At 71.3% G+C, this 13187-nt stretch carries 13 protein-coding genes; 11 read left to right on the top strand and 2 right to left on the bottom strand.

Annotated elements, in window-relative coordinates; all coding sequences use genetic code 11:
* Nucleotides 1-12: 12 nt before the first annotated feature.
* Nucleotides 13-1179: a phytanoyl-CoA dioxygenase family protein gene (locus ABZO29_RS07700; protein ID WP_367319390.1), complete on the bottom strand. Its 1167-nt coding sequence runs from the start codon at nt 1177-1179 to the stop codon at nt 13-15.
* A 160-nt stretch (nt 1180-1339) separates the two neighbouring features.
* On the opposite strand from ABZO29_RS07700, the gene ABZO29_RS07695 reads away from it, so the two are divergent.
* On the top strand, nt 1340-2371 hold the full coding sequence (locus ABZO29_RS07695; RefSeq protein WP_367319389.1) for a LacI family DNA-binding transcriptional regulator: 1032 nt from the start codon (nt 1340-1342) through the stop codon (nt 2369-2371).
* On the opposite strand, the gene ABZO29_RS07690 is transcribed toward ABZO29_RS07695, so the two are convergent.
* On the bottom strand, nt 2352-3512 hold the full coding sequence (locus ABZO29_RS07690) for a Gfo/Idh/MocA family protein (protein ID WP_367319388.1): 1161 nt from the start codon (nt 3510-3512) through the stop codon (nt 2352-2354). The two genes, ABZO29_RS07695 and ABZO29_RS07690, sit on opposite strands and share 20 nt — an antisense overlap.
* Nucleotides 3513-3622: 110 nt before the next feature.
* Between ABZO29_RS07690 and ABZO29_RS07685 the strand changes: the two genes are divergently transcribed.
* The 10 genes from ABZO29_RS07685 to ABZO29_RS07640 all read left to right on the top strand — a co-directional run bounded on the left by ABZO29_RS07685 (nt 3623) and on the right by ABZO29_RS07640 (nt 13168).
* Entirely contained in the window at nt 3623-4684 is a 1062-nt protein-coding gene (locus ABZO29_RS07685) for a LacI family DNA-binding transcriptional regulator (protein WP_367319387.1), read from the top strand.
* 87 nt (nt 4685-4771) lie between these two features.
* Nucleotides 4772-5284 (top strand): hypothetical protein, encoded by a 513-nt coding sequence (locus ABZO29_RS07680; RefSeq protein WP_367319386.1) that lies wholly within the window; start codon nt 4772-4774, stop codon nt 5282-5284.
* Between the two features lie 136 nt (nt 5285-5420).
* Nucleotides 5421-6071, top strand: coding sequence for a GntR family transcriptional regulator (locus ABZO29_RS07675; RefSeq protein ID WP_367319385.1), 651 nt, complete (start codon nt 5421-5423; stop codon nt 6069-6071).
* A gap of 136 nt (nt 6072-6207) precedes the next feature.
* Nucleotides 6208-6993, top strand: a complete 786-nt coding sequence (locus ABZO29_RS07670; protein WP_367319384.1) for a PIG-L deacetylase family protein — start codon at nt 6208-6210, stop codon at nt 6991-6993.
* Nucleotides 6990-7703, top strand: a complete 714-nt coding sequence (locus ABZO29_RS07665) for a 4-carboxy-4-hydroxy-2-oxoadipate aldolase/oxaloacetate decarboxylase (protein WP_367319383.1) — start codon at nt 6990-6992, stop codon at nt 7701-7703. Before ABZO29_RS07670 ends, ABZO29_RS07665 begins: the two co-directional genes overlap by 4 nt.
* Nucleotides 7704-7735: 32 nt before the next feature.
* Nucleotides 7736-8821 (top strand): 4-oxalomesaconate tautomerase, encoded by a 1086-nt coding sequence (locus ABZO29_RS07660; RefSeq protein WP_367326071.1) that lies wholly within the window; start codon nt 7736-7738, stop codon nt 8819-8821.
* Nucleotides 8818-9768, top strand: coding sequence for a catechol 2,3-dioxygenase (locus ABZO29_RS07655; protein WP_367319382.1), 951 nt, complete (start codon nt 8818-8820; stop codon nt 9766-9768). Before ABZO29_RS07660 ends, ABZO29_RS07655 begins: the two co-directional genes overlap by 4 nt.
* A gap of 62 nt (nt 9769-9830) precedes the next feature.
* Nucleotides 9831-10193, top strand: coding sequence for a hypothetical protein (locus tag ABZO29_RS07650; protein ID WP_367319381.1), 363 nt, complete (start codon nt 9831-9833; stop codon nt 10191-10193).
* Nucleotides 10190-11266 (top strand): medium chain dehydrogenase/reductase family protein, encoded by a 1077-nt coding sequence (locus ABZO29_RS07645; protein WP_367319380.1) that lies wholly within the window; start codon nt 10190-10192, stop codon nt 11264-11266. The genes ABZO29_RS07650 and ABZO29_RS07645 overlap by 4 nt, the downstream gene beginning before the upstream one ends.
* Nucleotides 11267-11296: 30 nt before the next feature.
* Nucleotides 11297-13168: a glycoside hydrolase family 15 protein gene (locus ABZO29_RS07640; protein ID WP_367319379.1), complete on the top strand. Its 1872-nt coding sequence runs from the start codon at nt 11297-11299 to the stop codon at nt 13166-13168.
* The last annotated feature ends 19 nt before the right edge of the window (nt 13169-13187 follow it).

Genomic DNA, 13187 nt, shown 5'->3' with positions numbered 1-13187 from the left:
CTCCCAGCCCTTTCAGCTCTCACGCCGTGCGGCGCCGGCCCGCAGTTCGTCCCGCAGCGCCCGCGGTGTCCAGTCCTCGTGCAGCGCCCGTCGTACGACGTCCGCCTGCGAGGGCGGGGCCATCCCGTCGACGGGCGGGTCGCTGTCGAGGTTGGTGGGGAACGGGTAGCCCTCGGCGCTCGCGGCGATCACATGCTCCAGCCACTCCTCGCCGACGCCCTCGGCCCGGCGCCTGCGCAGCACGGGGTAGACGGCGTTCGCCACCGCCTCGCGGTCCACGGTCTCCATGGCGCGCCCGAAGGCCGACGACACCTGGAGCAGGTTGGCCATGCGTCGCACGTCCAGCGTGCGGTTGGTGCCGGCCGCGTGGAACACCGCCGGGTTGAAGAACACGACATCGCCCTTCGCCAGCGGAAGCTGGACGTGGTGCGCCTTGAAGTACGCCTGGAAGTCGGGCAGCCGCCAGGCGAGATAGCCGGGCTCGTACCTCTGTGAGTACGGCAGGTACAGCGTCGGGCCGGACTCCACGGGCATGTCGCAGTGCGCGACCGCGCCCTGAAGGGTGAGCACGGGGGAGAGGCGGTGCACGTGCGCCGGATAGGCCGCGGCGGCCTCGTCGGAGAGGAAGCCGAGGTGGTAATCGCGGTGCGCGGTCTGGGCCGCGCCTCCCGGATTGACCACGTTGATCTGGGAGGTGATCTGGTAGCCGGGGCCGAGCCAGGCCCGGGAGACCAGCGCGACGACGTGGTTCGCGTAGTAGTCGGCGAACGTCTCCGGGTCGTACAGTGCGGCCTTCTCGAGGGCGTTCCACACCCGGTCGTTGGCGCCCGGCTTGGCGAAGTGGTCGCCGGCGGTGGCCCCCGACGCGTACTGCTCGGTGATCAGCGCGTCGAACACCGCGGTGGCCCGGTCGACGACCGACGCGTCGGGGAACGCGCCCCGGAAGACCGCGATGCCGGGCCCGTCGGCGAGAGCGCGGACCAGCTCGGTGCGCAGCCGACGGTCCTCGTCCGCCACGCGCAGGCGCTCGCTGTCGTAGACGAGGACGTTCCCCTTTACCGCCGAGGCGTGGGGGTAGTCGGCCAGGTCGGTCGTGCGCTCGACCAGCGCACGGAAGTCGTCGAAGTCGCAGTCCTGCCCGGTCAGCCAGGCACGGCTGTGAGCTGAGGTCACGGACATCGTCGTCCTTCTTTCGGTCACGGGGAGCGACGCGGCTCCGGGGCGGGGCGAGGACCCTGCACCGGCGGCACGCGGCGACGCGCGGCTCTGACATTCTTGTCAGTACAAACCCCTCGAACAACCAGCAGCGAGCCATCAAAAACCCATCAAGGAGCCTCCTGTGGGCCACCCCTTCCCGATCCGTGAGATCGCACGTCAGGCAGGCCTGAGCGAGGCCACCGTCGACCGGGTCCTCAACGGCCGGGGCGGGGTGCGGGAGAGCACCGCGCAGGAGGTGCAGAGGGCCATCGCCGACCTGGACCGGCAGCGCACCCAGGTCCGGCTCGTCGGCCGCACCTTCATGATCGACATCGTGATGCAGACGCCGGAGCGGTTCTCCACCGCCGTGCGCGCCGCCCTGGAGGCCGAACTGCCGTCGCTGCACCCGGCCGTCCTGCGCTCCCGCTTCCATTTCCGCGAGACCGGGCCGGTCGGGGAGCTGGCCGGGACGCTGGACCGGATAGCCCGGCGCGGCTCTCAGGGGGTGATCCTGAAGGCCCCGGACGTCCCCGAGATCACCGCCGCGGTCGGCAGGCTGGAGGCCGCGGGCATCCCGGTCGTCACCCTCGTCACCGATCTGCCCACCAGCGCCCGCCTCGGCTACGTCGGCATCGACAACCGGGCCGCCGGCGCCACCGCCGCGTACCTCATGGGCCAGTGGCTGGGCGACCGGCCCGGCAACGTGCTCACCAGCCTCAGCAGCGGCTTCTTCCGCAACGAGGAGGAGCGCGAGATGGGCTTCCGCGGCGCCATGCGCGCCCGGCACCCCGAGCGCACCCTCGTCGAGATCACCGAGGGCCAGGGCCTGGACGCCACGCAGTACGACCTCGTCCGCGCCGCCCTCGAACGCGACCCGGACATCCGCGCCGTCTACTCGATCGGCGGCGGCAACATCGCGACCCTGCGCGCCTTCGCCGACCTGGACCGCGAGTGCGCCGTGTTCATCGCCCACGACCTCGACCACGACAACACCCGCCTGCTGCGCGAGCACCGTCTGTCCGCCGTCCTCCACCACGACCTGCGCCAGGACATGCGCGAGGCCTGCCACACCGTCATGCGGGCGCACGGCGCGCTGCCGCCCGCGGGGCCCACCCTGCCGTCCGCGATCCAGGTGGTGACGCCCTACAACATGCCTACGGCGCTTGCAGGGTGACCCACGCGCCCCCCTGCGCCGAACGGGCCATGGCGTCCAGTACGGCGGCACTGTGCACGGCGTCCGACAGGGTGGCGCCGTACGGGGTGCCCTCGGCGACCGACCGCAGGAAGCGGTGGGCCTCGATCACTTTCAGGTCGTCGTAGCCCATGGCGTTCGCCGCTCCGGGCTGGAAGGCGGCGTACTCGCCGGAGCCGGGGCCGACGTACACCGTGCTGACCGGCTGGTCCTGATAGGTCGTGCCGCGGCTGATGCCCAGTTCGTTCATCCGCCGGAAGTCCCAGAAGACGGCGCCCTGGGTGCCGTGGACCTCGAAGCCGTAGTTGTTCTGCTCGCCGACGGAGACGCGGGAGGCCTCCAGGACGCCGCGGGCGCCGGAGGCGAAGCGCAGCAGACAGCTGACGTAGTCCTCGTTCTCGACCGCGCCGAGCTCGCCGCCGGTGGCGCGGGTGTGGCCCGAGGTGGCGCCGGTCGGGCGGGCCCGCTCGGGGACGAAGATCGCGGTGTCGGCGGTCAGGGAGGCGATGTCGCCGAGCAGGAAGCGGGCCAGGTCCGCGCCGTGCGAGGCCAGGTCGCCCAGCACCCCGCTGCCGCCCCGCTCGCGCTCGTAGCGCCAGGTCAGCGCGCCCTCGGGGTGGGCGGCGTAGTCGCTGAACAGCCGGATGCGCACATGCGTGACCGTGCCGATCTCACCGGCGGCGATCAGGTCGCGGGCGGCCTCGACGGCCGGCGCGTTGCGGTAGTTGAAGCCGACCGCGCCCTGCACGCCCGCCTTGGCGACGGCGTCGGCCACCTGGCGGGCGTCCTGGGCGGTCAGGCCCACCGGCTTCTCGATCCAGATGTGCTTGCCGGCCTCGGCCATCGCCACGCCGATCTCGCGGTGCAGGAAGTTGGGGGCGGTGATGCTGACCGCCTGCACCCGGGGGTCGGCCGCAACCTCGCGCCAGTCGCGGGTGGTGGTGGCGAAGCCGAACCGGGCGGCGGCCTCCTCGGCCCGGCCGGGCACCTCCTCGGCCACCGTGACCAGCCGCGGGCGCACGGTCAGCTGCGGGAAGTGGTGCAGCACCCGCGCGTACGCCTGGGTGTGCACCCGCCCCATCCAGCCGAACCCGACGACGGCGACACCCAGCGAATCCACCATGACAGCCCCTCTTTGGACCGGTCCATTTCATTCCAGGCCACCCTGGGGGTGCTTTCCCCTGCCTGTCAACCCTTTGACAAGCCGGTGCGGCTCGTGGAACGGTCCAAAGCATGAGACCGCCGACGATCCGCGACGTGGCCGAACGGGCCGGAGTCTCCAAGTCGTTGGTCTCCCTGGTGCTGCGAGGCTCCGACCAGGTGCGCGCCGAGAAGCGGGAGGCCGTCCTGGCCGCCGTGCGCGAGCTCGGCTACCGGCCCAACGCGGCCGCCCGCAGCCTCAGCGAACAGCGCACCCTCCCCCACTCTCGGCCTCGCTCGAGCGGGGGGACCCCCATGGTCGGCGTACTCCTGAACGACCTGCGCAACCCCTGGTTCGTCGACCTGCTCGACGGCCTGAACTCGCTGTTGCACGCGGGCGGCCTGCACATGCTGCTCTCCGACGCCCGCCTCAACCGCCGCATCGGACACGACCTCGCCGGACCCTTCCTGGACCTGCAGGCCGACGGGCTGGTCGTGGTCGGCACGCTGCCCGACCCGGCCGCCCTCGGCGCGGTCGCCGCCCGGATCCCCGTCGTCGTCGCGGCCGCCCGTGAGCAGGCGCCGCCCGGCGTGGACGTCGTGGCCAACGACGACGCGATGGGGGCACGGCTGGCCACCGAGCACCTCATCGGGCTCGGCCACCGCCGCATCGCGCACATCGCCGGCTACGGCGCCGTCGGCGAGCTGCGCCGCGGCAGCTTCGAGGCGACGATGCGGGCTCACGGCCTGGCGGACCAGGCGCTCGTCGAGCCCAGCGACATGACCGAGGAGGGCGGCTACCGGACGACCGTACGGCTGCTCAGCCGCCCCGACCGGCCCACCGCCGTGTTCGCCGTCAACGACATCGCCTGCGTCGGGGCCCTGTCCGCGGCCGAGGAACTGGGCCTGCGCGTCCCGCACGACCTGTCCGTGGTCGGCTACGACAACACCAGCATCTCCCGGCTGCGCCATCTCTGGCTCACCACCGTCGACCCGGCACCGCACGAGGTCGGCCGCCGCGCCGCCCACTGTCTGCTGGACCGCCTGGACCGCCTGGACCGCCTGGACCGCCTGGACAGGCCGGGGGCCGAGGGCAGCGTCCACCTGTCCGCGCCGACCCTGGAGATCCGCGGAACCACGGCGCCGCCACCGTAGTGCCGGTGCCGCCGTGAGTGGCGCCGGCGTACGGCTCGGGTGATCGTTGAGGAGATCGTCTCCGTACGCCCGCGAAGAGAGCAGCCGATGACGGACACCACGGCGGCCGTCTCCGGACGGTCCGGGCACGACAGCCGTTCGCTCATGCTCTTCGGCGGTGTCTACGGCGCCGTGCTGGCCAGTGCCATGGTCGCGGCGCTCACCGAGCACGAGCACACCACACGGGCGGACCGGCGCTACGACGCCGCCTGGCTGCTGGTGACCGCGCTCGCCTCGGCCCTGGCGCACGGCTACGCCCACCTGATCGCGGACCGCGATCCGCGCCACCGGCTCCAGGCCCTGCGCGTTCTCGTCGACGAATGGCCCCTGGTCGTGGCGATGCTGCCCACCGTGGTGATCCTCGCGGGTGCGGGCTGGGGCTGGTGGCCGGCGAACGGCGTCGAGCTCCCGGCGTTCGTCTTCAACATCGTCCTGTTGCTCGTCCTGGGGTTCCTCTCGGCCCGATGGGCCGGCCGCCGCTGGGCCGCCGCCGTGGCCACCGGGGTCGCGGACGCCCTGCTCGGCGTGATCGTGGTCGTCGCCAACGCGATCATCAAGTGAGCGGCGATCGTCGGGGCCGCCCAGGGGCGGGCCGCGGCCGTGGCGTTGACCTGCGCCCGCGATACGGCGGACAAAATTGTTGACAATCTTGTTTGGCTAGATTTAGGTTCGACTGGCACTCACTCAGGGAGGGCGCATGCCGAACGAAGCCCGTCCGAGCACCGGAGAGCAGGCCAAACAGCATGCGTTGACGCAGCTGCGGCAGGCGATCCTGCACGGCGAGATGGCACCGGCGCAGCGGCTGGTGGAGAACGAGCTCGCCGAGCAGTTCGGTGTGACACGGGCCAGCATCCGCGCGGCACTCATCGATCTGGAGGCCCAGGGCCTCGTGGAGCGGATCCGCAACCGCGGCTCGCGGGTGCGGGTGGTGACCGTGGAGGAAGCGGTCGCCATCACCGAGTGCCGCATGGTCCTGGAAGGGCTGTGCGCGGCGAAGGCGGCCGTCGCGTCGAGCGACGAGCAGCTGACCGAACTGGCGGACCTGGGCGCGGCGATGACCAAGGCCGTGGCCGACGGCGAGCCGGTGACGTACTCCGAACTCAACCAGGAACTGCACGCCAGGATCCGGGAGTTCTCCGGCCAGCGGACGGCCGTGGAACTGCTGGAGCGGCTCAACGCACAACTGGTGCGCCACCGCTTTCAGTTGGCGCTGAGGCCGGGACGTCCGCAGCACTCCCTGAACGAGCATCTGGCGATGATCGAGGCGATCAGGGCCAGGGACCCGCAGGCGGCCGAGGCGGCCGTCCGTGCCCACCTCACCAGTGTGATCGAGGCGCTGCGCGACTGAGAGCCGCGAGACCGAGAGCCGTTTTGAGGCGGGCGCCCACCTGTCACCGAGGCGAGTGAGCCGAAGGGGTGCGCCGGTCGACACAGGCTGGAGCCCACCGGAGGCGAACCGCCCAGAAGAGGGAGAGATTTCAGCAATGACCCAGGCCGACGCGCCCGCCTCCCCCACGCTCGACTCCGCTCGCGCGAAGGGACCCCCCGCACGCTCGACGCTCGTCGTCACCGCGCATGCCGGGGACTTCGTGTGGCGTGCGGGGGGTGCCATCGCCCTCGCCGCCTCGCGCGGGGAGAAGGTCACCATCGCGTGCCTGACCTTCGGTGAGCGCGGCGAGTCCGCCAAGGCGTGGCGCGAGGGCAGGAAGCTCGAGGAGATCAAGGCGATACGCCGCGACGAGGCAGAGCGAGCCGCCGCCACCCTCGGCGCCGAGGTCCGCTTCTTCGACGCCGGCGACTACCCGCTGATCCCCACCGCCGAGTTGACCGACAGGCTCGTCGAGGTCTACCGCGAGACCCAGCCGGACGTCGTCCTCACCCACCCCACCGAGGACCCCTACAACGGCGACCACCCCGCCGCCAACCGTATGGCGCTGGAGGCCCGCGTGCTGGCCCAGGCCATCGGCTACCCGGGTCCGGGCGAGATCATCGGCGCCCCGCCCGTCTTCTTCTTCGAGCCGCACCAGCCCGAGATGAGCGGCTTCAAGCCCGAGGTCCTCCTCGACATCACCGAGGTGTGGGACACCAAGCGCAAGGCCATGGAGTGCCTCGGCGCCCAGCAGCACCTGTGGGACTACTACACCGACCTCGCCGTCCGCCGCGGAGTCCAGCTCAAGCGCAACGCGGGCCCGAACCTCGGCCTGGCCCACAAGACCATGGCCGAGGCCTACATGCGTCCGTACCCGCAGATCGCGAAGGAGCTGGCATGACCGGCGTGATCGTCACCAACCCGCCGAAGGCGGACCTCGAGGACGTCGACGCGCTGGCCGGCTTCGGCGTGGCGACGGTGAGCGAGGCGATGGGGCGTACCGGCCTCCTCGGTCCGGGGATCCGGCCCGTCCAGCAGGGCGTACGCGTCGCCGGCACGGCCGTCACCGTGCTGAGCCGGCCCGGCGACAACCTCATGATCCATGCCGCCGTGGAGCAGTGCGGCGAGGGCGACATCCTGGTCGTCACCACCACCTCCCCGTCCACCGACGGCATGTTCGGCGAGCTGTTCGCGACGGCGCTGCGGCGGCGCGGGGTGCGCGGCCTGGTCATCAACGCGGGCATCCGGGACACGCAGGAGCTGCGCGAGATGGACTTCCCGGCCTGGTCCCGGGCTGTTTGCGCGCAGGGCACCGTGAAGGCCACCGGCGGCTCGGTCAACGTGCCGGTCGCCGTCGACGGCCAGGTGATCCGCCCCGGTGACGTGATCCTCGCCGACGACGACGGCGTGGTCGTCGTCCCCCGCGACAGCGCCCGCGCCACCGTCGAGGCGTCCGAGGCCCGCGAGGCCAAGGAGGCCCGCTCCCGCGAGGCGTTCCTCGACGGCGAACTGGGCCTGGACCGCTACGGGTTGAGGGACACGCTGAAGAAGCTCGGCGTCGAGTACAAGACGTACGAGGAGTACACGGCGGACGAGGGTGAACGGTCGTGACCCGTCTGCCCGAGGCGGTGCCCTGCCTGCTGATGCGGGGCGGCACCTCCAAAGGGGCCTACTTCCTCGCCGACGACCTGCCTGCCGAACCGGCCCTGCGCGACGAGCTGTTGCTGCGCATCATGGGCAGCCCCGACGAGCGTCAGATCGACGGCCTGGGCGGCGCGCACCCGCTCACCAGCAAGGTGGCCGTCGTCTCGCGCTCGGCCGACCCGCGGGCCGACGTCGACTACCTCTTCCTCCAAGTCGCCGTGGACCGGACCGAGGTGAGCGACCGTCAGAACTGCGGGAACATCCTCGCCGGTATCGGTCCGTTCGCCGTCGAGCGCGGTCTGGTCCCGGCGGGGGAGGAGCGGACATCCGTACGCATCCGCATGGTCAACAGCGGCGACTTCGCCACCGCGACCTTCCCGACCCCCGGCGGCCGGGTCGACTGCACGGGAGACGCCGAGATCTCGGGTGTGCCCGGGACGGCCGCTCCCGTGGTGATCGAGTTCCCGCCCGGCGACGGGAAGCTGCTGCCCACCGGCAGCGTCCGGGACGAGATCGACGGTGTGCCGGTGACCTGTGTGGACAACGGGATGCCCGCCGTGCTGATCGCCGCCACTTCCCTCGAAGCGACGGGCTACGAGTCGCCCAGGGACCTTGAGGAGGACGTCGCCCTCGCCGGCCGGCTCCGCACGATCCGCCTGGCCGCGGGCCGTCTGATGGGGCTCGGCGACGTGTCGGACACCACCGTTCCCAAGCTCACCCTGCTCGCGCCGCCCCGTGACGGCGGAGCGGTCACCACCCGCACCTTCATTCCCGTGCGCTGCCACCCGTCGATCGGTGTGCTCGGTGCGGCCAGTGTGGCCGCCGGGCTCCGGATCGAAGGCGGCGTGGGCGCGGACCTCGCGGATCTTCGCGCCGGTAGTGACCGAATTCGCATAGAACATCCCACGGGCTTCCTGGACATCGAAAGCAGCCTCGGCACTACCCCCGACGGCCTGCCCTTCGTCCGCCGTACCGCCGTGGTCCGTACGGCCCGCAAGATCTTCGACGGCACCGTGTTCCCCCGGTCGGCCGGGACGGCACCGGTACCCGCACGACCCGCACGATCCCATGGAGGCCAACGATGACTCCGCCGCTCGGCGACATCGCCCATATCGGGCACGCCCAGCTCTTCACCCCGGACCTGGACGCCAGCGTCGGCTTCTTCACCGACTACCTGGGGCTCACCGTCAACGGGCAGCACGGCGACACGGTCTATCTGCGGACCTTCGACGACTACGAGCACCACAGCCTGGTGCTCACCGCCCGCGAGCAGCCCGGCCTCGGCCGGCTCGCCCTGCGCACCTCCAGCGAGGAGGCCCTGCAGCGCCGTGTGAAGGCGGTCGAGGAGGCAGGGGGCACCGGAAAGTGGGTCGAGGACGAGCCCGGTCTCGGCAAGCTGTACGTCACCACCGACCCGGACGGCCACGAGCACGCCCTGTACTGGGAGAGCGAGCACTACCGGGCCTCCGACGAGCTGAAACCGGCGCTGAAGAACCAGCCGCAGGCCAAGCCCAACCGGGGCGTGGGCGTACGGCGCCTGGACCACATCAACTTCCTCGCCGCCGACGTGCTCGCCAGCGCCGAGTTCCAGCAGCATGTGCTCGGCGCCCGGCCGACGGAACAGATCCGGCTCGACGGCGGGACGATCGCGGCCCGCTGGCTGACGTTCACGAACAAGTCGTACGACGTCGTCTACACCTCGGACTGGACCGGCTCCACCGGCCGGCTGCACCACGTCGCTTTCGCGACGGACACCCGCGAGGACATCCTGCGCGCCGCCGACCTCGCCATCGACACCGGCGTGTTCATCGAGACGGGCCCGCACAAGCACGCCATCCAGCAGACGTTCTTCCTGTACGTCTACGAGCCGGGCGGCAACCGCATCGAGCTGTGCAATCCGCTCACGCGCCTGGTGCTCGCGCCCGACTGGCCGCTGATCACCTGGACCGAGGCGGAGCGGGCCAAGGGGCAGGCCTGGGGGCTGAAGACCATCGAGTCGTTCCATACGCACGGCACGCCGCCGGTGGGCTGACCGCTGATGCCCGACCCGTCGAAACCTGGCCGGCGACCTCGGCAGCTACGCCACCGTCGGGCATGCTCGTCGGCGCCCTGACCGCGGGTACGGTCGCCGACCGGATCGGCCGCAAGAAGCGCGGCGACTGCGGCTTCACCGCCTTCGCGCTGGCCGGCGTGTCGTCGATGGTCTTCATCGGCATCGCGGCACTGCGCAGCACGAAGCCGGCCGGCCGGCCGCAGCAGCGCGCAGGAGGAACTGGTCACCGCACACTGACGAGGACGACCTGCGCGGGGCGGCTCCCCGGGGGCCGCCCCGGCCACCGGGGGCGGGGAGGGACGGCGGTCGCCGTATCGTCCCAGCTCAGCGCGGTTTTGTGCCGACCGGGGCGCACGCTCGATCAGATGCGAGGACGGCGCCACCGACCTAGGCTGAAGACATGAAACGCGTTGTCGTTGATCATTTCGGCGGTCCCGAGGTCTTGAGGGTCGTGGAGGACGACGATCCCCGGCCGGGTCCGGGCGAGGTATGTGTCAGGGTGCTGGCCGCCGGCGTTTCGTTCACCGATGCCCAGCTGCGCGCCGGGACGTATCTCGGCGTACCGAAGCCGCCGTTCACGCCCGGATACGAGCTCGTCGGCGTCGTCGAGGAGCTCGGCCCCGGGTGTTCGAGACTGCAAGAAGGAGACCGTGTCGGTGCGCTGACGGTGTGGGGTGCCGACGCGGAGCGCGTCTGCGTGCCGGAGGCGGAGGCGGTCGACGTACCCGCGGACATCGACCCGGCGGATGCTCTGAACCTCGTCTTCACGTACATGACGGCTTACCAGCTTCTTCACCGTGTGGCGAAGGTGAAGCGCGGTGAGACGGTGCTCGTGCACGGTGCGGCCGGCAGGGTGGGCACCGCGGTCCTCGAGCTCGGAGCGGCCGCGGGGCTGCACATGTACGGGACCGCATCGGCCCGCGACCGGGAAGCGGTCGAACGGCTCGGCGCGATCGCGATCGACTACCGCCACGAGGACTTCCTGGAGCGGGTGCGCGAACTCCCCGGCATGGGCGTGGACGTCGTGCTCGACGGGCTCGGCGGTGCGCTGTCGATCCGCTCCTTCCGTGCGCTGCGGCCCGGCGGACGGCTTGTCGTCTACGGCCACTACGCCACCCTCGAGCACGGGCGCAAGAACTGGCGGCGGTGGGCGGAGTGGTACGCGGCGACCGGGACCGTATGGCTCTGGAGTCTGCTCTCGCCCCGCCGACAGGCGCTCGCCTACCGGATCCAGAAACTGCACGACCACCACCGCCAGGTGCTGCCCGTGGCCGGCGGCCAGGAGGCACTTCCCGTGGGTGGCGGCCCCCGCGATCCGCGTTGGTTCCGCGAGGACTTCAGCGCGCTGCTCGACCTGCTCCGTGAGGGCAGGATCCACCCGGTCGTGGCCGAGCGCCTGCCGCTGTCCGAGGCGCGTCACGCGCACGAGTTGCTCGAGACCTCGGCGGCGAAGGGAAAGCTCGTGCTCGTGCCATAGGCCGAGGTCGAGGCCGAGGAGGCGCTCGCGATGGTGCGCGACGGCCCTGCTGGTCGAGTGGAGGAGGCCCTGCCCGGTGGAGCGCGGCAGGAACCGCGGGCGCGCTACCTGCCCATCGCCGAGCACGGCCTCATCGGGGACCTGCACACCGTCGCGCTCGTCGGCACCGACGGGACGATCGACTGGTACTGCTGCCCGCACTTCGACTCGCCGAGCGTGTTCGCGGCGATCCTCGACGCCGACCGCGGGGGCCTGTTCCGTATCTCGCCCGACTGCGACGGCTGGAGCTCCAAGCAGCTCTACCTCCCCGACACCAACATCCTCATCACGCGCTTCCTGATGCCCGACGGGGTGGGGGAGGTGCAGGACTTCATGCCCCCGCCGCGCACCGGCGAGGCGGCGCACCGCCACCGCATGATCCGCCGGGTCCTCGCCGTGCGCGGACAGATGCGCTTCGTCGTCGACGTCGCCCCGCGTTTCGACTATGCGCGGGCCCGCCACGAGGTGGAATCGACCCCGTACGGCGCGCTGTTCCGCTCTCCCGAGCTGCAACTCGCCCTCTCGACGAACTGCCCGCTCGGGATCGTGGACGGCGACGTCCGTGCCCAGGTCGCCCTCCGGGCCGGGGAGACGGCCACCTTCGTGCTCGACCGCGTTCAGCCCGGCGACCCGCACGTGCCGTACTCCGACGACGGTATCGCCGCCGAGTTCGACGCCACCGTGGCGTTCTGGCGGAGTTGGCTGCGCCGCTCGCGCTACAGCGGCCGTTGGCGCGAGCCGGTGCATCGCTCGGCGCTCACCCTCAAACTGCTCACGTACGCCCCCACCGGCGCGATCGTGGCCGCCCCCACCACCAGCCTGCCGGAGGAACTCGGCGGCGCACGCAACTGGGACTACCGCTACACGTGGATGCGTGACGCCGCCTTCTCGCTCTACGCGCTGCTCAGACTCGGGTTCACCGACGAGGCCGGCGCGTTCATGGAGTGGCTGCAGGAGCGATTCCGCCACGCGGCCGACTACGGCGAGTCGGGCCCCTTGCAGATCATGTACGGCATCGACGGGCGCGCAGACCTGCCCGAGGAGAACCTCTCCCACCTCGAGGGCTACATGGGCTCGGCACCGGTACGGATCGGCAACGAGGCGGCGACCCAGCTGCAGCTCGACATCTACGGCGAGCTGATGGACTCCGTCTACCTGAGCAACAAGTACGGGCTGCCCCTCTACCACGACGGCTGGATGGAGCTCACGCGCAATCTCGAGTGGCTGATGGACCACTGGGACCAGCCCGACGAGGGGATCTGGGAGACGCGCGGCGGCCGCCGTGACTTCACGTACTCCCGGCTGATGAGCTGGGTCGCGGTCGAGCGCGCGATCCGGATCGCCCGCCAGCGCGGCCTGCCCGCCGACCTGCCTCGCTGGATGGCGGTCCGGGACAGCATCTACCACCAGATCATGGAGCGCGGCTGGAATCCGGCCCGCCGTGCGTTCGTTCAGCACTACGACACCGATGTGCTCGACGCCTCGCTGTTGCTCATGCCGCTGTGCAAGTTCGTCGCGCCCACCGATCCGCGGTGGATCTCCACGCTCGACGCCATCACCGCGGAGCTGGTCTCCGACAGCCTCGTCTACCGCTACAACGCGGAAGCGTCGCCCGACGGGCTCGCCGGCCGGGAAGCGACGTTCTCGATGTGCTCGTTCTGGTGGGTCGAGGCGCTGGCCCGGGCCGGTCGGCTCGACGAGGCGCGGCTGGCCTTCGAGAAGATGCTCACCTACGCCAACCACGTCGGGCTGTACTCGGAGGAGATCGGTCCCACGGGCGAGCAACTCGGCAACTTCCCGCAGGCCTTCACCCACCTGGCGATGATCAGCGCCGCCTACAACCTCGACCGCAGTCTCGGGTGAGCACAGGGGGACGTCGCTG

The sequence above is a fragment of the Streptomyces sp. HUAS ZL42 genome, assembly GCF_040782645.1.
In the GTDB taxonomy this organism is placed as follows: domain Bacteria; phylum Actinomycetota; class Actinomycetes; order Streptomycetales; family Streptomycetaceae; genus Streptomyces.
This window is presented reverse-complemented; position numbering and strand designations above follow the sequence as displayed.